At 52.9% G+C, this 25,000-nt stretch carries 13 protein-coding genes; 7 read left to right on the forward strand and 6 right to left on the reverse strand.

Annotated elements, in window-relative coordinates:
* Positions 1–134 precede the first annotated feature (134 nt).
* Complete coding sequence (locus H8K43_RS08130) at positions 135–836, reverse strand: UPF0149 family protein (protein WP_186881794.1); 702 nt, start codon at positions 834–836, stop codon at positions 135–137.
* A 140-nt stretch (positions 837–976) separates the two neighbouring features.
* Here H8K43_RS08130 and H8K43_RS08135 point away from each other — a divergent pair, with 140 nt between their 5' ends.
* The 3 genes from H8K43_RS08135 (at position 977) to H8K43_RS08145 (ending at position 3,591) form a co-directional block, all read left to right on the forward strand.
* Positions 977–1,996 (forward strand): serine/threonine protein kinase, encoded by a 1,020-nt coding sequence (locus H8K43_RS08135; RefSeq protein WP_186903353.1) that lies wholly within the window; start codon positions 977–979, stop codon positions 1,994–1,996.
* Between the two features lie 92 nt (positions 1,997–2,088).
* Positions 2,089–2,763 carry a ribose-5-phosphate isomerase RpiA gene (gene rpiA / locus H8K43_RS08140; protein ID WP_186903354.1) on the forward strand — a complete coding sequence of 225 codons (675 nt, stop codon included), beginning with the start codon at positions 2,089–2,091 and terminating at the stop codon, positions 2,761–2,763.
* A 93-nt stretch (positions 2,764–2,856) separates the two neighbouring features.
* Positions 2,857–3,591: a carbonic anhydrase family protein gene (locus H8K43_RS08145; RefSeq protein ID WP_329604492.1), complete on the forward strand. Its 735-nt coding sequence runs from the start codon at positions 2,857–2,859 to the stop codon at positions 3,589–3,591.
* Positions 3,592–3,724: 133 nt separating this feature from the next.
* On the opposite strand, the gene H8K43_RS08150 is transcribed toward H8K43_RS08145, so the two are convergent.
* The 4 genes from H8K43_RS08150 to H8K43_RS08165 form a co-directional block, all read right to left on the reverse strand.
* Positions 3,725–3,997 (reverse strand): oxidative damage protection protein, encoded by a 273-nt coding sequence (locus tag H8K43_RS08150; RefSeq protein ID WP_162020301.1) that lies wholly within the window; start codon positions 3,995–3,997, stop codon positions 3,725–3,727.
* A 51-nt stretch (positions 3,998–4,048) separates the two neighbouring features.
* A complete protein-coding gene (gene argA / locus H8K43_RS08155; protein WP_186903355.1) occupies positions 4,049–5,359 on the reverse strand; it encodes an amino-acid N-acetyltransferase in 1,311 nt (436 codons plus the stop codon).
* Between the two features lie 85 nt (positions 5,360–5,444).
* Positions 5,445–6,599: a tetratricopeptide repeat protein gene (locus H8K43_RS08160; protein ID WP_186903356.1), complete on the reverse strand. Its 1,155-nt coding sequence runs from the start codon at positions 6,597–6,599 to the stop codon at positions 5,445–5,447.
* Positions 6,600–6,717: 118 nt separating this feature from the next.
* Positions 6,718–7,869 carry a hypothetical protein gene (locus H8K43_RS08165; protein WP_186903357.1) on the reverse strand — a complete coding sequence of 384 codons (1,152 nt, stop codon included), beginning with the start codon at positions 7,867–7,869 and terminating at the stop codon, positions 6,718–6,720.
* Between the two features lie 149 nt (positions 7,870–8,018).
* Between H8K43_RS08165 and hrpA the strand changes: the two genes are divergently transcribed.
* Entirely contained in the window at positions 8,019–12,194 is a 4,176-nt protein-coding gene (gene hrpA / locus H8K43_RS08170; protein ID WP_222610991.1) for an ATP-dependent RNA helicase HrpA, read from the forward strand.
* A gap of 179 nt (positions 12,195–12,373) precedes the next feature.
* Here the strand turns inward: hrpA and H8K43_RS08175 are convergent, their stop codons facing one another.
* Positions 12,374–13,345, reverse strand: a complete 972-nt coding sequence (locus tag H8K43_RS08175; RefSeq protein ID WP_186903358.1) for a fatty acid desaturase family protein — start codon at positions 13,343–13,345, stop codon at positions 12,374–12,376.
* 1,173 nt (positions 13,346–14,518) lie between these two features.
* Between H8K43_RS08175 and H8K43_RS08180 the strand changes: the two genes are divergently transcribed.
* The 3 genes from H8K43_RS08180 to H8K43_RS08190 form a co-directional block, all read left to right on the forward strand.
* Positions 14,519–22,039 carry a type I polyketide synthase gene (locus H8K43_RS08180; protein WP_186903359.1) on the forward strand — a complete coding sequence of 2,507 codons (7,521 nt, stop codon included), beginning with the start codon at positions 14,519–14,521 and terminating at the stop codon, positions 22,037–22,039.
* Positions 22,040–22,091: 52 nt separating this feature from the next.
* Positions 22,092–23,456 (forward strand): MATE family efflux transporter, encoded by a 1,365-nt coding sequence (locus H8K43_RS08185; protein ID WP_186903360.1) that lies wholly within the window; start codon positions 22,092–22,094, stop codon positions 23,454–23,456.
* A 17-nt stretch (positions 23,457–23,473) separates the two neighbouring features.
* Positions 23,474–25,000 (forward strand): condensation domain-containing protein (locus tag H8K43_RS08190; protein ID WP_186903361.1); only part of this gene is annotated, 1,527 nt, incomplete at its 3' end.

Below are 25,000 nucleotides of genomic sequence, written 5' to 3' on the forward strand. Positions count from 1 at the left end.
CGTGTTATTGATGCATCAGACTAATCATTGATTTAAAAAATTAGCAAACGCGAAAATAGCACGGGACTTACAACTGGTGGGGAAATGCGCTAGAGCATTTACTCCAGCGCAAACCATGTCAGGTAAAGACAGAATTAATGCACAGTCGGCTCAGCGCCGCAGCAGGATTTGAATTTTTTACCGCTGCCACAAGGGCAAGGATCATTACGGCCAACTTTGGGGCTGTCGCGCTTGACGGTGGTGACGCCTGATTTGCGCAATGGTGCCCAGAAGCGGCGTATGGCCGGGATGGATTGTTCGACCGCCAGTGCCAGGGTATGGCATTTTTCCGGTGTATCGACAAACTTCATCTCTTCTTCTTCGATTTCCTCTGCGCCTAACAAATAGATAGGCTGCAACAGCGGGCCGATTTCTTCCGATTCCCAGGCGGCTTCCCAGGCTTCAGCGCGTAACTGCATGCCTTCCCAGAAGCCCCAGGCCCAGGTTTCACCATCGATGAGTTCTTTGCCATTCTGTTCCAATACGCAGAACAGCGGTTCATATTCCTGCGGTGCGACTTCAAAGGTGATCTGGATTTCATTCATGAAGCGCGCAATCAGATTGGTGATACGCTGCATTTCCTTGTCGTTCTTAAATTTAGGCTGACCCTGATCCGGCAGGCCCCAGACCAGCGGCAGCCATTCTGTCATCGGTATCATTTCCGGGCCCAGCGCGATGGCGGTCATATAGCCATGCAGGGCATCCATGGTCATGCCATCGTCACCGACCCGGTCTGACATGAGGAATTTGTCGAGTTCATTGAATTCTTTGTCGCTGAGTGGTTCGTCGAGATGCATGGTCATACCTGAGCTGAATGTGAAAATACCGGAAGTGTAGCGCTTTGCGCTCGCCTCGTGGGGCAGAATTCCGCTTTTTTCCGCGTTGAACTATGCATTCAGCGCAGAAACAGTGTGCATTCAGACGTACAATCGCGGCTATGAATGCTCAAACGAATCAAGTAAATACTTTACCCGCTTTTGCGGACCTGACTCCTGACCTGGTGCTGGGCGCGGTAGAAAGCTGTGGCTGGTTTTGCGATGGCCGTATCCTGGCTTTGAATAGCTATGAAAACCGGGTGTATCAGGTCGCGCTGGAAGATGGTCCGCCTGTGATTGCCAAGTTCTACCGGCCTGGCCGCTGGACTGATGCGGCGATCCTGGAAGAACACGCATTTACCATGGAGCTGGCCGCGCAAGAGATCCCTGTCGTTACTGCCTTGAGCTCGGGTGCAGGCCAGAGTCTGCATCATTATCAGGGCTATCGCTTTGCCTTATTCCCACGTCAGGGCGGGCGCGCACCCGAGTTGCAGGATGCGGCGACGCTGGAATGGATGGGACGTTTTTTGGGGCGCATACATGCGGTCGGTGCGCTCAGCAGTTATCAGCATCGGCCTGAAATTAATCCGGATACCTTTGGTGCACAGCCTCTGGACTGGCTGGCCCGCAGTGGCATGATCCCGCCTGAATTACAGACTGTGTATATGTCAGTTGCTCAACAGGCGTTGGACGCTGTGCAGCAGTGTTATGCGCGTGCCGGGTCTGTGCCTGTGTTGAGGCTGCATGGTGATTGCCATATGGGGAATGTATTGTGGCTGGATCAGGGACCGCAGGCCGGACCGCACTTTGTCGATTTCGATGACAGTCGCATGGGGCCTGCAATTCAGGATCTATGGATGCTACTGTCAGGTGAACGCGCTGAGATGCAGCGCCAGATGACAGATATCCTGGTTGGTTACGAAGACTTTTTTGATTTTGATCCGCGCCAGCTTTACCTGATCGAAGCTTTACGTACACTGCGTTTGATCCACTATTCGGCCTGGCTGGGTCAGCGTTGGGATGATGCGGCTTTCCAGGCGGCCTTCCCCTGGTTTAATACTCAGCGTTATTGGCAAGATCGTATTTTGGAATTACGTGAGCAAATCGCACTGATGGACGAGCCGCCACTCTGGAATTTCTGAAAAACCGGTCGGCAAGTCGACGCTGATCGGCTACAATGCCGCCAATTTTTTAATCTGCAGATCACGGGTCTGCACATCTACGGAGCTGCAACATGACTCAGGACGAATTGAAACTGGCGGTCGCCCAGGCCGCCATTGCCTATGTGGTTGAAGGTGAAATTGTTGGTGTAGGAACCGGTTCCACCGCGAATTTCTTCATCGATGAACTGGCAAAGATGAAAGACAAAATCAAAGCTGCGGTCGCCTCATCAGAAGCAACCGCAGAACGTCTGCGTGCGCATGGCATTACCGTGCTGGACTTGAATGAAGTCACGCATATGCCGGTGTATATCGATGGTGCCGATGAGATTAATGCCTCAGGTGCGATGATCAAAGGTGGCGGTGCTGCTTTGACCCGCGAAAAAATTGTGGCTTCCGTTGCAGAAAAATTTGTATGTATTGCAGATGGCTCTAAACTGGTCGACACGCTGGGGCGTTTTCCTTTACCGGTTGAAGTCATTCCTATGTCTCATGCAGTGGTTAGTCGCCAGTTGAATGCACTGGGGGGGAATGCCAAGCTGCGCCTCAAGGATGGTCAGCCCCTGGTAACCGATAATGGTAACTACATCCTGGATGTGCATGGCTTGCAGATTACCGATCCGCTGGCCTTGGAAAATACGATTAATAATATCGTTGGTGTGGTTACCGTTGGCTTGTTTGCGCATCAGGGTGCAGATGTTTGCTTGCTGGGGACGGCTGAAGGTGTGAGAAGTCTGATATATAAATAAATTGTAAATATCACTACTTTGTTTATGTTTTTGCAATAAAATGATTGCGGTTTTACCATCAGTGTCAATTCATCTTATTTTAAGGAGTACGACGTGCATATTCATTCCTCTTTACAGAAACACGGGAAATTTCTGAGCGCATTAGCTGCAGCTTTGTTGATGTCTGCCTGTGCTACCCAGCCAGTGACCACTGCGCAGCTAGCCGTGCCTATGACTAAAATCACGCAAAGTGAAGTTACGCCAGATCTCGCAATTCAGCGTCTGAAGGATGGAAATGCACGATTTGTGTCTGGCAGTATGTTGAAGCGCGACTTGATGGCTCAGGCAAAAATCAGCGGTAAAGACGGCCAGTATCCCTTCGTGAGCGTAGTGTCCTGCATCGATTCCCGTTCTGATCCGGCATTGGTATTTGATCAGGGTATCGGCGACATGTTCACTGCACGTGTAGCGGGCAATATCGTCAATGAAGACATCCTTGGCAGCCTGGAATATGCGGCTAAAGTAGCGGGTTCCAAAGCCATCGTCGTGTTGGGACATACCCATTGTGGCGCGGTGAAAGGTGCGTGTGACAGCGCAGTTTTGGGTAATCTGACGCAGCTGGTCGCTAAAATTGCTCCGGCAGTTAAGGCAACACCAGATAACCATGGTACTGACCGCAGTTCAAAAAATCACCACTTCGTTGACGCTGCTGCCGAAATGAACGTCAAGATGACAGTGCAGGCAATTTCCGAGAAAAGCCCGGTATTGCGCGACATGATCAACAGCGGTCAGATCAAGGTCATCGGTGCTATGCATGACGTGGAAACCGGTAAGGTTGAATTCTTCTGATGCTGTTTTGAGCTTGTAGCAGTCAGTGCAGATGTAAAAAACCGCAAACTGAGTTTGCGGTTTTTTTATTTTGCGCAGCTAATCGTTGACTATCATCTGCGGCAAAACCCTAAGCAGATAACAGCGTAGCTACTTATTCGGATGGAGGCACATAACCAGCTGCAGCATCCGCACCATCGCCGAAGAAGTGCTTGTCCATCTGCGCCATCAGGTATTTACGGGCGCGTAAATCGGCCAGATTCAGACGGTTTTCATTGACCAGCATGGTTTGGTGCTTGATCCAGCCAGCCCAGGCTTCTTTGGAAACGGACTGATACAGTTTCGCGCCCAGCTCGCCGGGTACAGGCGGGAAATCCAGACCTTCGGCTTCTTTATCTAATTTAATGCAGTGGACCATACGGGCCATGGTAATACTCCTTAGTGATACGCAAACAGCCTGAATTATAAAGGGAAGTGCTTACAACTGCTTGATCAGTACCAGGGATTTACGCTGCCAGTTGTACATTTTCTGGCGGTCTTTTGGTAAGTCATCGACCGAGGCTTTTACGAAGCCACGCTTCAGGAACCAGTGTTCGGTGCGGGTGGTCAGTACAAACAATGAATGGAAGCCGGCGCGGCGTGCGCGTTTCTCCATATGCTTCAGTATGCGCTCGCCGTCGCCCTGACTCTGCACGTCGGGATTGACGGTCAGGCAGGCCATCTCGCCCATTTTGTCGAAAGGGAAAGGATAGAGCGCAGCGCAACCGAAAATCACGCCATCATGTTCGATGACAGAGAAGTAGTTGATCTCGCGTTCTATCAGTTCGCGTCCGCGTTTGACCAGGGTGCCATCGGCTTCCAGCGGCTCTATCAGCTTAATAATGCCGCCCACATCTTCAATCGTGGCTTCACGCAGGCTTTCCAGATTTTCTGAAGACACCATGGTGCCGACGCCATCATGGGTAAACAATTCCAGCAGCGCCGAGCCGTCCATGTCAAACGGCACGATGTGAATACGCGGTACGCCGCCACGTGAAGCCTTGACCGCGTGTTCCAGATAAAACGCCGAATCTGCTGGCAGGTAAGCTGCTTTGAGTTCCTGCTCAGCCTGCATGAACGATAATTCACGCAATTCGTCATTATCCTGATCCACCATCATCGGCGTTTCAGTGATAAAGATCAGCTTATCGGCACGCAGCGCGGTCGCGGCCGACACGGCGACATCTTCCATCGTCAGATTAAACGCCTCGCCGGTCGGGGAAAAACCCAGCGGGCCTAGTAATACCAGACTGCCAGCTTCCAGAATATGTTGTATGGTGTCGTAGGCCACCTTACGGGTAGTACCTGTCAGTCCGAAATCGACGCCGCCCACAATACCGATAGGCTTAGCCGTCACGAAATTGCCGGAAATGATGCGGATCGCTGCATGTGCCATCGGGGTATTTGGTAAACCCTGGCTGAAAGCAGCCTCGATATCAAGACGTAATTCACCCGCAGCTTCTTTAGAACATTCCATCGCAGCGGTGTCGGTGATCCTGACGCCATTATGGAAACGCCCCTCCACATTACGCAAGGCCAGCTGCTCTGCGACCTGAGGACGCGAGCCGTGCACGATCACGATGCGGATGCCAAGTGCATGCAACAGCGATAAATCTTGTGCCAGAACCGGTAATGCGCCTGCAACGACCAGTTCACCCGGGAATGCGACCACGAAGGTCTTTCCACGGAAGGCATGAATATAGGGTGCGACCGACCGCAACCACTGAACGAATTGAAGAGGATTTTCCATGCGCGAATTATAATCGCAGTGCCGGATTCGCGATAAAAAAATCTCAGTGTGCTGATTGCAGATATGAGAAAAACTGCGTCGCAACTTATCGTTGCTGGCTCAGAGCCATTAAGGCCTTAAGCTTTTTGCCATACAGTTCCTGCGCGCCTGGCGTCGTGCTGTGATCACGGGCCAGACTCAGCTGACGACTGGCTTCCCTGAGGTCTCCCAAACGCAGATTGGCCTGAGCCAGCCAGAAATGGGTTTCTTCATTGTAGGGATCGCGCTTTGCTTCTTGCTCAAACAAGCTACGTGCTTCGGCATATTGCGCTTGCGCCATGGCGTGCTGCCCCAGGTTGAGAAAATGGAAGGGTGGATAGGTTTGAATTTGCCGTAATGCGGCTAACTGCAATGCGGCTTCCTCAGGTTTTCCCATGGTTTGCAGCGTTTCCACCAGATTGCTGAGCGTGATTACATTTTTCGGTTCTGCCGCCAGGATCTGGCGAAATACGGTTTCAGCCAGCGCCAGATCGCCATGGCGACGGTAGATCACGCCCAGGGTGTTATGGGCGGGTTGGAAATTGGGTTCGGTTTGCAGTGCCGCGGTCGCATGCCAGTATGCATCGTCGATTTGATTCTGCGCCAACAGTTCAGCGGCACGGTTATTCAGGAACATCGCGAGTACCCGGGCTTCGCTGAGCGAGACGCTACGCTGCTTATGCGCGACCGGACCAGGCAGGAAATCAATGAGCAAGGTATTGAAGTCATCCATTTGCGCGCTGTAATTACTGTTTTTAGTGCCAAGGATGATGTTGACATGACCGGAAGAGACATACAGATTGCCGACCCGGCTCCAGGATTCATCAAGGAAAACCTGCTGATAGTGCACGGGCAGATCCAATGCATGGGCCATCGCAGCGGTCATCAGTACCAGTGACAGGCAATTGCCTGAACGGCTCGCAAACGTCTCAGCTGCGGTTTTGGTGATGCTGCTGTCATAGTCCAGCGTGACTTTGCTATCCCTTTGCAGTGCATCGAATAAACCGCGCTTTTTATCCGACTGGCGCGCTTGCAGCCTGACTTCTTTATGCAGGAATTGCTGCATTTCCGGGCTGACTTTCAGGATTGCGGTCGTATCTACCGGAGCAGTGGGTGGCTTGAATCCGGCGTCATGCCGCGGCGCCTGTGCAAGTGGAGCAGTCGGTGTGCTGGCGCAGGCAGACAGCGCCGCGATGATCACAAGCATGCAAAACCGTTTCATGGTGTTCTCCTTTGCTGTTGCTGCTGATTTGGTAGCTGCCTGAGGCCTGTGCAGATCATGGTCTCTGCATTGTGGTAAACAATATGCGTGTTTGCAAGCCAAATTCCTTCGTCAGGGCTTAGTGGTGTGCCGCGCGCAGTGCCTGTAGCTTCAGGTCAAAGCGTTGCCTGGTCTGCGCTGTGGTGGCGGATTCGCGTGCCAACACCAATTGTTGATTTGCACTCGTGGTGTCGCCCAGATGCAGATAAGTCATGGCCAGCCAGTGGTAGCTCTCAGTATGCTGAGGCGTGATGCTGAGCTGCTCTTGAAAAGCAGTGCGCGCGGCGGTAAAGCTGGCTTGTTGATACAGGGCTTTGCCGGTTTGAAAATGCCGGAACGGTTCCTGGTAATGTAGCTGTGTCAGCCTCGCTTGAATCTGGCTGGCACCTGCGCTGTCGCCGCTGCGACTCAGGCTATCCTGCAGATTGCTGAGCGCAAGCAGATGATCCGGCGCGACGGCGAGTATCTGGCGATAGACCTGACTGGCCAGCTGATAGTGCTGGCCGCGTTGGTAAATCACGCCCAAGGTATTGAGTGCAGGCAGAAAGCCGGGATCTTGTGCGATTGCGCTTTTGGCATACCAATACGCATCGTTCAGCTGAGCTTGCTGTAAAGACTCCGCGGCGCGATTATTGAAGTACATAGCCAGGATGCGTGCTTCCGATATGCTAACCGACGGATATTTGATCGCTTCCGGTGGCGGCAGAAAATCAATCACGAGTACATCATTATCATCCGATGTTGAAAGGTAAGCCTGACGGTATCTGCCCAAGGCGATGTTCACATGGCCAGTCGCCAGTACCAGCTGATCTGCCTGTAGCCATAAGGTGTCGACCATCACATTGCGGTAATCAACTTGCAGCCCAAGTTTTTTCGCCAATGCAGAAGTCATGAGCACCAGTGACAGGCAATTGCCGGTTTTGGCTTCGAAAGCCTGTTCTGCATTGCGGGTCAGGCTGGCGTCATATTCCAGAGTGATGCGGTTGTCCTGGCTGATGGCTTGAAATAAGGCCAGACGCAGTTCGGTCTTTTTACTACGCGGCAGTACCTCTTTTTCCAGAAATTGTTCCATCGCCGGGTTGATCGCCAGCACCTGTTCAGCACTGATCAATGCTGGTCGTGGGCCGTACCACTGATCCTGAAACAGCTCGCTGCTGAGCACAGGCGGGCGCACGCTGCTGCAGGCGCTGAGCAGATTCAGTAAGACCAGGGTCAGCAGTATCCGTCGCATGATGTTCTTCTTCAGGAAAGGTGGCGGCCAGGCATGTATACCTTCGCCATGTGCAAAACTCAGTATAGTCCAGCCCGGCGCTGCAGTGTTCCTGATTATCCTGATTAAGCAGAAAATTAAACGGAAAATCTGGGATAATGCGCAGCGCTATGTCATCAAATTCATCTAAACAAAAATCCCCGAATAAGCCCGCGCCTGTGACCCTGGATGGTCTGGCCGGTTTGCGCGATCTGCGTACCCAGTTAAGGCAACAGGCTCAGGCTGCTGAGCCTGCGCCGCAGACCAGAAAAAACGACGCATCTGCTGCACAAAAGCCAGACAACGTGCGTGCTAAGAGTGCTGGCCAGGCCAGTAAGCCGCGGCCAGGCCAGTCTGCGGCTGGCTCAAAAGCGTATCCGCAGCAAAAAACTGCTGTGCCTTCAGCTCAATCCCCGGCGCCTGCCAAGTCTGAAGCTCAGCGCATACGTAATCCCTTGCCAGAAATTACATTTCCGGAAGAATTGCCGGTGTCAGGCAGGCGCGAAGAAATCGCAGCAGCCTTGCGTCAGCATCAGGTCATCATCGTCTGTGGTGAGACCGGCTCCGGTAAAACCACTCAGTTGCCTAAGATCTGCCTGGAACTGGGGCGTGGTCTGCATGGCTTGATCGGCCACACCCAGCCACGCCGGATTGCCGCTTCCTCGACCGCGAAGCGTATCGCGCAAGAGTTGAATTCGCCGCTGGGTGAGCATGTAGGGTTTAAGGTGCGCTTTACCGACACCCTGAGTCAGGGTGCATCGGTCAAGCTGATGACGGACGGGATATTGCTGGCAGAAACCCAGACCGATCCTCTGCTGCGCCAGTACGACACCATCATTATCGATGAGGCGCATGAACGCAGCCTGAACATTGACTTTTTGCTCGGCTATCTGAAGCAATTGCTGCCTAAGCGTCCTGATCTGAAGCTCGTCATCACCTCAGCTACTATCGATGCCCAGCGCTTTGCGCGGCATTTTGCTGAACCAGTTGCGGCTGGGCAGGAAGCCAGGCCTGCGCCGGTCATCGAGGTGTCGGGGCGCTTGTATCCGGTCGAATTGCGCTATCGCCCGGTGCAGCAATCAGAGAAAGATAAAGAACGTGACCTGATGACCGCGATCACTGATGCGGTCGATGAGTTATGTCGTATCGGTTCCGGCGACGTGCTGGTGTTCCTGCCCGGCGAACGAGAGATCCGCGATGCGGCTGAGGCTTTACGCAAACACCATCCGCCGCATGTGGAAATCCTGCCGCTGTTTGCGCGGCTTTCTGCGCAAGAGCAGGAAAGGGTGTTTAAGAGTTCGAATGCGCGCCGTATCGTGTTAGCCACCAATGTGGCGGAAACCTCGCTGACTGTGCCTGGTATACGCTTCGTGGTCGATACCGGACTGGCGCGTGTCAAGCGCTACAGTTATCGCAATAAAGTCGAGCAATTGCAGGTCGAGGCGATTGCGCAGTCGGCCGCCAATCAGCGCGCAGGCCGTTGCGGTCGTGTCGCTGCGGGTGTGTGTATCCGTTTGTTTGATGAACAGGATTTCCAGCAGCGCCCGCCATTTACCGAGCCTGAGATTTTGCGTTCCTCGCTGGCCGCAGTCATCTTGCGTATGAAGTCGCTGCGTCTGACCGATGTGGAGACTTTCCCATTCATCGAGCCGCCCTTGGGCCGTGCCATCGCTGATGGCTACCAGTTATTGCAAGAGCTGGGCGCGATGGATGAAAGTAATCAGTTGACGCCGGTGGGCCGTCAGCTGGCGAAGCTGCCGCTGGACCCACGAGTGGGGCGTATGATCCTGGCGGCGCGCGATCATCAGGCCTTGCACGAGGTATTGATTATCGCTTCTGCTTTATCGGTGCAAGACCCGCGTGACCGGCCTATGGAAGCGCAGGCGGCGGCCGATCAGGCGCATAAAAAATTTGCCGATGAAAAATCAGAATTCCTGTCGTATCTGAAAATCTGGACCTGGTTTGAAGACGCGATTGAGCACAAGAAGACTAATCGTCAGTTACAGGATAATTGCCGCTCCAATTTCCTGAGTCAGATGCGTTTGCGCGAATGGCGCGAGGTGTATTCGCAATTGCTGACCATAGTGAAAGAGCAGGGCTGGCGGCTGAATGAAACACCGGCTACCTATGAGCAGTTACACCTGTCGCTGCTGACGGGTTTGCTTGGCAATATAGGATATAAATCTGACGAAGAAGCGCATTATCTGGGCGCACGTGGCATCCGCTTTTATATCTGGCCCGGTTCCAGTCTGGCCAAAAAAGCCGGACGCTGGATTATGTCAGCTGAATTAGTGGATACCTCGCGTCTGTATGGTCGCTGCATCGCACAGATACAGCCGGAATGGCTGGAAAAAATCGGTGGCCATTTGCTCAAAAAATCTTATGGCGAGCCGCGCTGGGAAAAGCGCAGCGGGCAAGTCAGTGCGTTTGAGCGTGCCACGTTATATGGTCTGGTGGTCTATAGCCAGCGCCGTATTCAGTATGGTCACTACCATCCGGTCGAAGCACGCGAGATATTTATACGAGAGGCCCTGGTCGGTGGCGAATTCGATACACGCGCACCGTTTTTTGCCTACAACCAGAAACTGGTGCGTGAAATTGAAAATCTGGAGCACAAGTCGCGCAGGCTGGATGTGCTGGTGGATGATGAGTTAATTGTCGCGTTTTACGATCAGCATCTCCCGGCCGATGTCTGGAATGCGGTCTTGTTTGAGCAATGGCATAAAGAGGCGACCAGCAGCAATCCCAAACTGCTATATCTGAATAAAGATGAGTTGATGCGGCATGAAGCGGCTGGCGTTACGACCGATCTGTTCCCGAAAACCATGCAGGTATCGGGTGTCGCTTTGCAGCTTAGTTACCACTTTGAACCCGGCAGTGCGCGCGATGGCGTGACATTAACGGTACCCTTGTTTTCACTGAATCAGGTCTCGGCTGATCGTGCCGAATGGCTGGTGCCGGGTATGCTGAAAGAAAAGGTGCATTTGCTGATTAAATCACTGCCGCAAAAAATCCGGCGCCATTGCGTGCCCTTGCCTGATTATGCGGCGGGATTTTGTGAGCGCGTTGAGCAGGGTAAGGGCAACTTCCTGGATGCGGTGATTGCGGATATCCGCGAGCAGACTGGCTTGATGTGTAAAACCACCGACTTTAAATTTGAATTACTGCCCGCCCATCTGACCATGAATTTCAAGGTGGTGGATGAGCATGGCCGTCAGCTTGAGATGGGACGGAATCTCGCGCATTTACGCGCAGAGTTCGGTACTCAGGCACGCGAAAGTTTTCAAAAATTAGCGAGTGCCGAAAAACTGGCCTTGTTAGAAGGTGGCGCGCCACAAGCAGCGGCGAGCGCTGGCAAAGGTGCAGGCAAACCAGCGCCGCAGTCAGCTGCGCCATCCGGCAAGCAAGGTGCAGCAAGCAGTGTGCAGTCAGCCGCACCGGCCTTATATCAGCAAGAAAATCTGACTGCCTGGACCTTTGATAGTCTGCCCGAATTGCTGGAAGTGCAGCAGGGTAAGCAAACCCTGATTGGTTATCCTGCGCTGGTCGATAAGCTCACGCATTGTCATATTGAGGTATTCGATGATCCTGATGAGGCCGCGCGCTATCATCGTATCGGCCTGCGTCGTCTGTTCGCCTTGCAGCTCAAAGAGCAGGTGAAATTTTTAGAAAAAAATATTCCCGGCTTACAGCAGATGGGCATGCAATTCATGGCACTGGGTTCGCAGGAAGAATTGCGCGAGCAGATTATTCAGACCGCAATCGAACGCGCCTGTCTGCAGGCGCCTTTGCCTGCCAATTCCGGTGAATTCAATATCCGGCGCGAGGAAGGTAAGGCCAGACTGAATTTGCTGGCCAATGAAATCGCACGTCTGGCAGGCTTGATCCTGGCCGAGTTTTATACCTTGCCTAAAAAGCTGCAGGGCTTGAAAGCGCATCCGCAAGCCCTGGCAGATATCCAAAGTCAGTTGCAGTCGCTGATCACTAAGCGCTTCATCGCTGAGAATGAATTCAGTCAGCTTGCGCATTTTCCACGCTATCTGAAAGCCATCAATGTGCGTATCGATAAGCTGCGCGCTGATCCGGCACGCGATGCGCGGCAACAGGCAGAGTGGAATGGTGCTGCCCAGGGCTGGCAGCGTACGCCGCGCAAAACGGGCTTAGCCTCAGATATCGATCCTAAGATGCTGGAATACCGCTGGTTGCTGGAAGAGCTGCGTGTTTCGCTGTTCGCTCAGGAATTGAAAACCCCTATGCCGGTGTCGGTCAAGCGTTTGCAGAAAGTCTGGGAAAGCATGCAGCGTTAACTGACGCTGTTCAGCTTGCACCAGAGTGCTGTTGTCAATGCAGGCAGCAGCACTCTGGTCAAAGAATTCAAACGCAAAGACTGAGTAGCTATGCGGCTGCTGGCGGCAAATCGGCCTGTAAGCTATATCTGGTGCGGAGTTCTCTGTTGCCTGCCTTCCTCAGACTCTGCGCCAAACCCCTAAAATGCAGTGGATTCCACTTTCACAGTTTTGTATCTGATGACGGCTTTGGGGCCAAAAAAATACGCATCACATACGATCGCCTGTTCACGGAAAATTTTTGTTTTTTGAAACAGCTGATGCGCTTGCGGCAAATGGTAATACGGAATGCCCGGCATTAAATGGTGTGACAGGTGAAAGCAATTATTGTAAGGATGGATAAACCAGCGCAGCAGGTTGTTGGTGGCCACTTCACGACTGCGGCTGAATACGCCGCCAGGTGCTAATGCCCAGTGATCACACAGCGTGCGAAAGGCGGTAAAGCCATGAAATGTGCTGGCGCGCGCAATGAACCACAGCGCGACAAAAGTCCAGGCAAACTCCCAGCTGATTGCCAGCCCCAAGCTTCCTGTCACAACTGTCCACCAGAGCACGATATAGGCGAAAGATTCCACGCTTAAGCCATATACAAGCACGCCCAGCGCTGAATAGATCCAGGTGGTTGGGCTAAAAAAGCTTTTCAGAAAAGCGCCGGTCCATGACTTCCATGTCGTGCCATACGCAGGCAAAAAACTTTCCGGGTCCTGCTCGCCACCAAGTTTCATGTGGTGCTGCAAATGCACCTCGGTGTAATTGCGAAAATTCGACATCATGGGCGGTGCGATCAGGCAATTGGTGATCAGGGTATTGATGGTCACATTGCGACTTAGATTGCGATGCACCGCATCATGTAATAAGTTGCCCAGCGCGCGCTGGCGACCACCCAGTAGCGGTACTGCGATCAGTGCCAGCCACCAGCTCACTGCATACACCAGCCATACGCAGGCAAATATCAATATCCAATCGGTGCAGGCATCAGCCAAAGCGCGCCATACATTGATTTTCAGGATGCCCTTCGTGTCCAGGCCTTCTGCCTGTATCTCTTTTCGCAAAAAATGGATGTCTGCAAATATGCTGGTGCTGCCTTGCGGGGTTGGTGTCACACGGGTCATGCTCAAGACTCCAAAAAGGAAAATTAATCTCTGAAAATGGTATTGGTTTTAAACGTTTGCTTACTAACACTTTGTCAGCTGAATTCGAGCTAATTGAAAAGCTTTCGTGCGCTGATAAGCGACGGCACTTGTTCTGATGTTGGTCTAGCCTAAGTGAATCACTCTGCGAATTCAAGTTGGCAGGTTTGACAGATTTTTCCGGAAGAAAATTTTTTCAATATCAGATGTTTCTGCTGGGTATGGAACAGATATGCAGATCTGAGTGAGCGAGAAAATCATGCTAAGTGTCAATGTTTGCATATCAGAAATGGAAAGTAAGTTTCCTGTTTTTGTTAATCAATTTATTTTCAATCGATATTAGTGCCCGGTCACAGTGAACTTCGGTTTTTTTTGTTGCCCGTGATGCTGGTAAGTATCTGTTTCAGAATGTGCTTTAGTGATTTTTATCAATTCGAAGCTTTATATTTTTCATTTCCAGATGTTCGAAAGTTGCTGTAAGTGAAGCTGGAATTTAGTGTTGGGAAAATTAATATTTCAGTCACAATCGTTTAAGAAAATGTATCGAAAATGCTACGAAATTTTTTTCGGTCAGACGAAATATTCAGGTCTATTGCTTATTTGAACTGCCGATAATTAAAGATTTTTTTGATTCTAATGTTGATTTTTAATGATGGAAAGTACGGAAGCAGCATTTCCTTAATAATCAAAATATCTCTATTTTAAAATAAATTTGCATAGGGGAAATGTACGAGTATTTCCCAATTGAATAAATGTTTTCATCATGGAAATTCAATTGTTTCCTTTTGAAAATGTGTCGGGAATTGGTAACAAATTTTCCGTATTTTTATGGAAAAAATGATAAATAATGTTTCGGCAATAAGCATGGTGAAAATACAAAATACTTTCCGTTCTATTATTCCTATCAATAGTGCAACGAAACTTTTTTTATCAGGGCTTAGCCAGAAAAATCGGCGCTGAGTGCGGTCGGCGATTTTTTTTCAGATCAGTATTTCCTGACTGAATGAATAGAAAACGCTTTTGCCTTGCTTCTGTTCTTTGACGGGGATTTTGTTTCGCTATACGTGCCGGATGCTGCGTTTTCGTAGATGAAAGTTAACGATAAACGCCAGAATTTTGGAAGTTGCTTTTGTTACTCAGTTCTACTTTTACTTTATGAATACGCCAACTCACACTCCCGCAGCAATTGCAATTATTGGCTGTTCGGGCCGCTATCCTGGCGGTGCAAATAATTTGGATCAACTTTGGAAGCACCTGAAGCAGGGTGTGGATGGCATTTCTCCCGCTAAGGGCGATCGCTGGGATTTGGGTTACCACGATCCGGATGCAGAACGCCCGCATCGTATTTATGCCTTCGAAGGTGGTTTTCTGGATACCATAGATAGCTTTGACGCTGAGTTTTTTGGCATCTCGCCACGTGAAGCGCGCCAGGTGGATCCGCAACAAAGACTGTTACTGGAACTGGCATGGGAAGCGCTGGAAGACGCGAATCTGGTACCGAAAAAACTGGCAGGTACCAATACGGCTGTGTTTGTTGGTCTGTCGAATCATGATTACGGCGATCTGAGCATTATCCATACTCCGGATGCGTACTCCAATACGGGTATGGCATTGAGTATTGCCTCTAACCGAATTTCTTACATACTCGACCTGAAGGGGCCGAGCATGACCATCGATACGGCATGTTCATCTGGCATGGTCAGTCTGCACATGGCGTGCAACAGTCTGCTCAGCGGCGACGCCGATATGGCGTTGGTTGGTGCCGCGAACATGCTGCTCACGCCTTTGCCGTGGATAGGATTTTCTCAGGCTTCTATGCTGGCACCGGATTCGCGTTGCAAGAGTTTTGATGCAGATGGCGCCGGATATGTCAGGGCTGAAGGCGGAGGCATGCTGCTGTTGAAACCGCTGGCGGCTGCAGAGCGTAACGGTGATCGTATCCTGGGTGTGATCCTGGCGACCGGGGTGAATTCTGACGGTAAAACGATGGGCATCTCTTTACCGAGTGCCGAAGCACAGGCGCGGCTGTTGCGTGAGGTGTATAGCAAGGCGGGGGTGAGCCCGGATCAGGTATTTTATGTCGAAGCACATGGCACCGGAACCGCAGTCGGTGATCCGATTGAATGTTCTGCTCTGGGTGAAATCCTTGGCAGTCAGCGTAGTGGTGATACGCCCTTATATATAGGCTCCATTAAATCGAATATCGGGCACCTGGAGCCTGCTTCCGGAATCGCTGGCATTACCAAGATACTGCTGTCGTTAAAGCACAGAGAGATTCCTGCGAATTTGCACTTTAATACACCGAATCCAAACATCGATTTTGCTGGCTGGCGGCTTTCTGTAGTTGACCAGCCACTGGCTCTGCCGGACAGCGCGCAACCACTGGTGTTCGGCGTGAATTCTTTTGGTTTTGGCGGCACCAATGGTCATGCAGTGATACAGGAGTATCGTGCAGCAAGCAAACCGGCTGACACGAGTCAGGCAGTTGTAGCCAATGCTCAGGCGCAAAACGCAGACCAGTTATTGCTGCTTTCGGCGCAGACACCGAAAGCGCTCAAAGCAATGGCGCAACAATGGCTGGACTATTTGAGAGCGCATCCTGACCTCGATTGGGCTACGCTGTGTGCCGCTGCGATTCACGACCGGACACAGCACGCCTGTCGGCTTGCCTTGCGCGCGGCGACGGTTGCGGCGGCGGTCACTGAACTGGAACAGTATCTGGCAGATACGCCTGGCGTCGCGGTCAGCGTTGGCCGTGCCTCTGCCACGCAACGCAGTAAAGTGGCCTTTGTATTTTCCGGCAATGGACCGCAATGGCAGGGTATGGCTTGTGGTTTGATGGCAGCGCACCCCAAATTTGCGGCAGTGATCGCTGAAGTCGATGCACATTTCCAAGCCTTGGCGGGCTGGTCGCTGGTCGATGAATTGCAGCGCGATGCAGACAGCTCACGCATGGCGCTGACGGAAGTGGCGCAACCCACTTTATTTGCACTGCAAGTCGGCTTAACCCATATCTTGCGTGATGCTGGCATAGTGCCGGATGCGGTGTTCGGACATAGCGTCGGTGAGGCTGCTGCTGCTTATGCCTCCGGCGCGTTGACGCTGGCTCAGGCCACTGCCGTCATTTATCACCGTAGCACAGGTCAGGCGAAAACAGCAGGAACAGGCCGTATGGCTGCCTTGGGTGTGAGTGCTGCAGAGGCTGAACAGGCGATCGCCCACGTGTTGGCTGAGCAAAGTGGATTTCTCGAAATCGCTGCTATCAATGCACCGCGTGCTGTCACGGTCGCTGGTAGTCCTGATTTGTTGGAGCAGTTGTGCGCAGAGTTGACGGAAGCCGGTAAATTCGCGCGCATGCTGACGCTGGATTATCCGTTTCATACCACCGCGATGGATTTGATTCGTGATGAACTGTTAGTAAACCTGCACTCATTGCAGCCTGGTCCATGCACAGTGCCATTTGTTTCCAGCGTTGATGGCATGCTGCTGCAAGGTGAGCAGCTCAATGCTGAATACTGGTGGCGCAATATACGTGAGCCGGTCCGTTTTTCTGAATGTAGTGTTTATGCCATGCAGGATTTGGGTATCCGGCATTTCATAGAAATCGGTCCGCATCCGGTGTTGCGTGAATATGTGAATCAATCTGCGTCAGGTTTGTCCCTGACGGTAATGGCAGTCGGGACTCTGCGCAGGCCGGCAGCGGGCAAGGCGGAGAATGATCTCGATAACCTGTGGTCAGTAATACTGGCCGCGCATGCGCATGGGATGAGTCATGTCGCAAACACATATCCGGTACCGCTTAAACATCTGGAATTACCTGCCTATCCATGGCAGCGCGAACGTCATTGGCGCGGCTGGAATTCCATCCCGGATACGATGGCACCTATCCATCGTGAACATCCCTTGCTGGGTTGGCGCGCCGGAACACATGAGGCACACTGGGAAAACACGATAGATCCCAATCTGCATCCATGGTTGCTGGATCACCGTGTGCAGGATGCGCCTGTATTTCCTGCTGCAGCCTATCTGGAAGTCGCACTGAGTGCAGCACAAAGGCTGTTGGGTGACACAGTCATTGATATTGAAAATGTCGATATCCTCAAACCTATGGTGATTTCTGATACGCCCGTGCTACAAATGAATGTGGATAGTGCGGACGGAACCTGGGAAATCCGCGGGCGACCCAGCAGTCCCAGCCCTTATCATGAAGCCGTCAGCACCATCCATACCCGTGGACGTCTGACCAAGGCAGCGATCCTGGAGCGGCCAGTCAGTCTCGATCTGGATGCCTTGCGTGAAAACCATCCGTTGCGAGTTGAAGCAGCTGCACATTACCGTGAAACAGCGCGGCGTGGCTTGCCCTACGGGCCAGCGTTTCAGGGCGTACAAACGGTCTTCCTGAGTGTTCCGGATGCGGAAAATCGCAGCGCGGTGGCGGAAATTGTTGCTAACTCTGAGATTGCGGCCGCCATTGGACGCGGTGCAGCAACGCCTTTAACAATCGATGATGGCGGGGTGACGTCCATAGTGGGACCAACGCTGGGATACCGTGCCCATCCTGCTGTCGTGGATGCATGTCTGCAAGTACTGATTTCTTTGCTGGCCCAAACTGAAGAACGTCCGTGTGCCTTCATTCCCGTACATGTTGGGCGTACCCGTAGTTATGGTGCTTTACCATCCCGCGTATTCTGTCATGTGGTATTGCGCAGCGAAAGCGCGCGCTCCGGGGTTGCCGATTTTGTAGTGGCAGATGAACATGGTCAGGTGCTGCTGACACTGACAGATGCACGTTTGCAGAAAGTAGAGTTCCGCAATTCTGCCACGACCATGCCACGTCTGGTTGAACATTGGCGACCCGACAGCAGCAATGCAGGACGCGCGGTGCATGCGATTAATTTGCCGGCGCCTGATGATGTTTGTGCCGGTCTGGCTACTATCCGCCAACAGATACTTGCACGGCATGATAACTTGCGCTGTGAACGTGATTTGTATCCACGCCTGAACGCCTTGCTGGCCGCGTATGCGTGCGATGCACTGCAGGCACTGGGCGCTCAGGGTAACTTCACCCTTGGGCGTTTGCAACGACGCACCAATATCAGTGATGAGCAAGCTGCTTTGCTGGAAAGCCTGCTGCAACTGGCACAATGCGCTGGTGCCGCTGTTGAGCAGGAAGGCATGTGGCGCTTTATGCCGGTTGAGCAGCAAAAATCTGCTGATTCTCAGTGGCTTGATATCTGGCGTGATTATCCTGCTTATGCACGAGAGTTAATGTTGCTTGCCCGCATAGGTGAGAACCTGCCGCTGATTTTACGTGCGGAGGTGACTATTCCGGACAGTGCACTGGATGTGTTGCTTGATGGTGCACCTTGTCAGGCCAGTATGAGCGAGCTGACTGCGGCTGCGTTAGCGCAACTGCTGACACAGTGGCCAGCCGGACGGCCGGTGCGCATACTGGAACTGGCTGGCCGTCAGGGAGCGATTACGACGACTTTACTGCCACTCTTGCCGGCTTGTAATGCGGATTATGTATTCAGCGATTCTCAGCAGGCGAACATAGATCGGGTTACGCAGCGCTTTGCAGGAACCCATGTGTTGCGCACTCAGCTGCTCGATTTACATGCATCTGAACTGAATTTGCAGGCATCGGCCGGATGTTTTGACATTGTTATATGTGCTCACACCTTGCCAGGATCACCTGACAATATCAGTGCTTTGAGGCATGTCCATACTTTGCTGGCACCAGGTGGTTATGCGCTGATCGCAGCCGCCCAGGCAGAAGCGTTTAACCGGTTTATAGGAATACATGGTCAGCAATTGTCATCCTGGCGCGATATGCTGGAGCAGGCCGGGTTTCACTTCAGCGTGTTGGCTGACGGTAGTGAACATTACTACAAATCTTTACTACTGGCCCAAAAACCTGCAAAGCTTGCTGTGCATGCTTTGACAGTACAGGAAGAGCAGTTCGAAACCGGTAGTCAGTGGCTGGTTCTGAGCGATGCGAATCCCCGCACCAGTGCGTTTGCGCAGCAACTGGCAACGCAGCTGAGTCAACGCGATTACCCTGCCAATTTCAAGGTATTTGATGAAGTCGCACTCACCGCTCAGTTACAGACTGGCGTACAACACATCGTACACGTGGTTGGACTCGACAGCAGCACGGGAACCGCAGACGCTGAACTGGCGACTGCACAACTGCGCTGTGCCTCGGCGCTGACACTGATACAGACACTGGAAGCGCTGGCACCTGAAAAAGCGCCGAAACTACACTTCGTAACACATGCAGCTATGGCCGCACCGGGCGGAGAACCTGCACTCGATCCGGCTCAGATCGCGCTGTGGGGCTTTGTGCGTGTCGCCAGCAATGAGCATGCCCGCTATGCGCCGAAACTGATTGATTTGCATGCCGGCTTAGATGCCGCCGGCGCGCGCTTATTGCTGGATGAGCTGATACGTAAAGATGCAGAAACTGAAGTGCTGCTGACTGCAGATCAGCGTTATGTGCATCGTATGGAGCTCGCGGGCGAGGACGATTGTATGCCGCCTGTTGACAAGGTGCATGCCTTGCGGCTCGATAGCCCGGCTCAAGGCGGGCTGGATGGGTTGACACTACGTCGCCTGGAACGAAGAGCGCCTGCCAGAGACGAAGTGGAAATTGCGGTGCGCGCTGCCGGGCTGAATTACCGCGATGTGCTATGGGCAATGGGGATGCTGCCGGAGGAAGCGGTGGAGCATGGCTTTTCAGGCGCCACTATTGGTATGGAGTGTTCCGGTACGGTGACTGCAGTCGGTTCCGAGGTGACTGATTTCAAACCAGGCGACCGTGTAATCGCGTTTGCGACCGCGTGTTTCGCAAGTCATGTCACGACTAAGGCGATTGCGGTAGTACATATGCCGCAAGCGTTGAATTTTGAAGAAGCCGCGACCATACCAACGGCATTCCTTACTGCGTTTTATGCGCTGCATTATCTGGCACGGCTGGAACCCGGTGAAACTGTGCTGATTCATGGTGCTGCCGGTGGTGTCGGATTGGCCGCTTTACAGGTCGCGAAGTTATGCGGTGCGGAAGTGTTCGCTACTGCCGGGAATGAGGATAAACGCCGCCTGTTGCGTTTGCTGGGAGCAGACCATGTGCTTGATTCGCGCTCACTGGCCTATGCCGATGAAGTAATGCGGATTACCAATGGCAACGGTGTGGATGTGATTCTTAACTCGCTGGCAGGTGAAGCGATCACCAAGAATCTGCAAATTTTGCGGCCATTTGGCCGTATGTTGGAAATTGGTAAGCGTGATTTGTATGCAAACTCTCGCATAGGTCTGCGTCCTTTCCGCAATAACCTGAGTTATTTTGGTATCGATGCCGATACTTTGCTGATAGAGCGTCCGGCACTGGCACGCAGTCTGTTCCGGCAACTGATGGATTTATTTGATACTAAGTCCCTGCGCCCCTTGCCGTATCAGGCTGTTCCGGTTCAGCGCGCGGCGCAGGCTTTCCGGCTGATGCAACAATCGCGTCATGTAGGAAAAATCCTCATCACCTTGCCACTACCCGGAGAAACATTACCTTCCGTATTCGATGAACAACTGACTTTGCGTGCCGATGCGACCTATCTGGTCACTGGCGGTTTGGGCGGCTTCGGTCTGGCAACGGCACGCTGGCTGGTAGCACGCGGCGCACGTCATCTGGCACTGTTGAGCCGCAGCGGTGCTGGCAGCGACGAGGCACAGGCCGGGATCGCAGTGATGCGAGCCGCCGGTGCCAGCGTACGTGCATTTGCTGCAGACGTCACCAGGGCAGAGGATCTGGCTCAGGTATTGGGCGAAATCCGTACATCTATGCCGCCGTTACGCGGCGTAGTACATGCTGCGATGGTGCTGGACGATGCGCCGGTCGTGAAGCTGGATGCCCAGCGCATACAGCAAGTGTTAGCACCAAAAATTCTGGGTGCCTGGCACTTGCATGAACAGACCCAGCATGACCAGCTGGACCACTTTGTCATGTTTTCGTCGGGTACCACCACTATCGGTAATCCTGGTCAGGCTAACTATGTGGCGGCGAATTTGTATCTGGAAGGCTTGGCCTTGTGGCGGCGTCAGCGCGGTCTGCCAGCCCTGGCGGTCGGCTGGGGGGGAATACAGGATGTTGGGGTCCTCACGCGCAGTGCCGATTTGCAGACCCATTTGCAAGCCCGTTCAGGGGTGCATTCTGTCAGTTCGGCCGCAGCATTGCAGGAATTAGGGCGGTTGATGGCGCTTGGTTTCAGCCGTGTGTGTGTCGCTCCGTTCAATTTACAGCGTATGGCGCAGCTCATGCCCTTGGCACGCACACTGCGTTTCCGTTATTTGACGCCTCAGGCTGCGACAGAAGCCGGAGGGCAAAGTCAGATCACCCTGGCTGAACGACTGCGCGAGCTGGCACCAGATGCGCGTCGTGCTGCTGTGATTGAAACTTTATGTGGACTGTTGGGCCGTATTTTGGGTACAGGTGCTGCCCAGGTTGATGTCTCGCGCCCACTTTCGGAAATGGGTCTGGATTCATTGATGGCGGTAGAGCTGGCGGACTCGCTGGAAAATGAATTGGGTCGTCCGGTGTCTGTGATGCAGATGCTGCAAGCGGGGAATGTCAATGCGATTGCGGATATGCTCATGGCCGCCATCAATGCAGGTAGCGCCACATGAAAACGCGACATTTAGCTTGCAGGCAGTTGTCAATTGAATGGAAAAAAATGCGATGACGGTCAGTATGCCGAGTCTGGTGCAGGAAGCCAGGTGTTTTCTGTCGCTTGCTGGTCCTATGATCGTGTCCCGGGTCGGACTGGCTGGAATGTCGCTTGCTGATGGCGTGATGGTCGCGCAGTTCAGCGCTTCAGGCACCCATGAATTGGCGGTGTTGGGACTGGTAGAGGGAACCACAGGCCGCGCCTTAGATGTAATGGCTGCATTGGTGATTGCCGGACTGACCATGGCAGCACGTCCGGGCCAGGATACGGCGCATCGTAGCTCGGTCTGGCGTCAATCCATGATGCTGGCATTGGCTGGTGGGCTCGGTGCCATGCTATTGAGCTTCAGTGCACCCTGGTGGTTACCCCTGGCCGGCCAGGATGCCAGTCTGGTCCCGCCTGCGGCTGCAGTTTCTGTTGTACTGGGTCTGGGCTTTGTCGCTGCTTTAGTGGCATTGGCAAGCGCCGGATTTTTAGAGGTGACAGGGCGGGCTTATACGGTAGTGATCGCTGTCATGCTGGCAAATCTGCTCAACATAGGTTTGAACTGGGTCTTCATTAGTGGTGCGTTGGGTTTGCCTGAGATGGGAGCCTTAGGCTGTGCCTGGGCGACCACGATAGTACGTTGGCTGATGGCGCTGGGGCTTTGTATCTATGTCTGGAATTTGCGTGATCACGTACAACTGGGGATACGCAAGCGCTGGCGCAGACAAGACTGGCTGAATGGCCGGGCACAGAGGTTACGTGGCTATTCAGCGACGGCGCAGGCTTTGATACTGAACTTGCTGAATCTGATTATTCCTCTGATGGCAGGCAGCTTAGGTGGTAGCGCCATGGCGGCACTCAAGGCGGTACTACTGCTCTTAACGCCTTGCAGCATCGTCATCTGGGGGCTGTCCGATGCCAGTGCAGTCAGGGTCGCGGTCAGTCAGGGTAATCCTGCAACTAACGGGCCACGTGTGACCGGCTGGCTGACGACAGCGCTCAGTGCAGGTCTTGGTCTGATGATGGTTCTGCCTTTTTTGCTGGCGCCAGTCGCTATCAGCACCTGGCTGAGTTCAGACCCCATTCTGGTCAGCACAGTCAGTAGCTTAATGCTGATCGGCGTGGCAATAGTCCTGTGTGATGCGCCCGGTTTTGCAATGAGTGCTGCATTGCGCAGTCTGGGTCAGCTCAAAGCCTTATTCGTATTGGATGTTGTGGTTAGCGTGTTGCTGGTAGTGGCTGCATGGTGGTTAAGCTTCAGGCTGCAGTTTGGCGTCGCGGGCTTGCTGTGGGCAATGCTGTTGTCGCGCTGTCTGCGTACATTGGCGCTGGCCACTTTGTTTCAGCTGCGTACCCGACATTTTTCTCACCTTAGCTCCGGCCTGGCCTAGCTATTGGAAATACCATTATGAATCAGAGCGACCTCCCTGCATTGAATGTAACCCAACGCGACTACTTTGATTTGAGTGGTGCGCAACGTGCGATCTGGCTGGATTTGCGTCTGGGCGTGAATCCTGTCGCCTACCAATTATCCGGTCAGGCCAAACTACATGGCGAAATTGATCATGCTTTGTTTCGCCAGGCCATAAGCTTGCTGTTGGCGCAGCATGATGCTTTGCGTTTGCGGGTTGATGTGCATACCCCGCGTCAGTGGCTGGAAAGTGCAGCCTCAGCGCCACTGTGTATCAAAGAACTCGCTGAGTGTGCATCGCTGGACTTAGAAGTACAAGACATATTGAGCAGCGTGATGCCCTTGGGTGAACATGCCTTATTTCAGTTTGATTTGCTGCAGTGTGAGCACCAGGCCAGCGTAGTTGTGTGGCGTATTCATCATTTGATCGCTGATCTGATTACGCTGGACCTGATCATGCAACGCTGGTTTGACATCTATAACACGCTGTTACAGGACAGTGTGCCGGAGCTGCCGGACGGTAGTTCATTCGTGTCTGTAGTGATGGCTGATCACATGTATAGTGCTTCGCCGCAGGCGACAGCCGATCTGGCCTATTGGCAGCGCCGTTTCGATACCTTACCAGCTAAGTTGTTTGAGCAGCCGGGTTCGGGTGCGCAAGTCTCATTTTCATCGCAACCCTTGACCTGGTGTATGGAAGGGGCGGAACTCAGCCGTTGGCGCTCTGCCTGTACCCGTATCGGCATCACTGATCAGCGGGTGTTATTAGCATTGCTGGCAGTGAGCTTGTCGCGTCGCCAGGGCGAGATGGATTTCGCGATTGGGCTGGCGCTGCATGGACGGGATTTCACATCAAAAGATGTGATTGGTATGTTGTCCCGTGCCTTGCCGGTACGTTGCCAGATTCAGCCTGAGTTAAGCCTGAAGCAAACCATATGCGCTCTGTCGAAAGATTTAGATGAAGATTTCCGCCATCAGCGTACGCCAATTGATGCGCTTTGCCGCGCTATCGGCATGTCAGGTTCAGCACATAATCGACTGTATGATGCGGTCATGTCGTATCGCCAGGTTCCGGTACAGATTCGTGAGCTCAGGCTAGGACAATTGCGCATAGAGTTAACGGGAAATCCCATGCTGGAAATGACGCCACTGTCACTCTATGTGACAGACATCGGCGATGAGCGTATGGAGTTTTTACTCAGTCACGATCCTGCAGTCATTGATGCTGCGACTTGTCACCATGCAGGCGCAACTTTGCAGCAAGTGATACAGGCATTTTGCGAATCTTGCAGTATGTGGGTATCTGAATTGAATGTGATTGCACCGCAAGAGCAGCAACAGTTATTGCAGTATGGATGTGCCGCACAGTTTGATTTAGCTACATTTGCGCCCACGCCGCGTCTGGAGCAGCAAATCAGTATGCAGGGCAGCGCCACGCCACAAGCGATTGCCGTCATCGATGGTATTGATCGCTGGACTTATGCCGAACTCGAAACCAGAGCCAACCACCGAGCCGCGCAACTC

This window comes from Cognatundibacterium curvum (assembly GCF_014284235.1).
GTDB classification, from domain to species: Bacteria; Pseudomonadota; Gammaproteobacteria; order Burkholderiales; family Burkholderiaceae_D; genus Undibacterium; species Undibacterium curvum.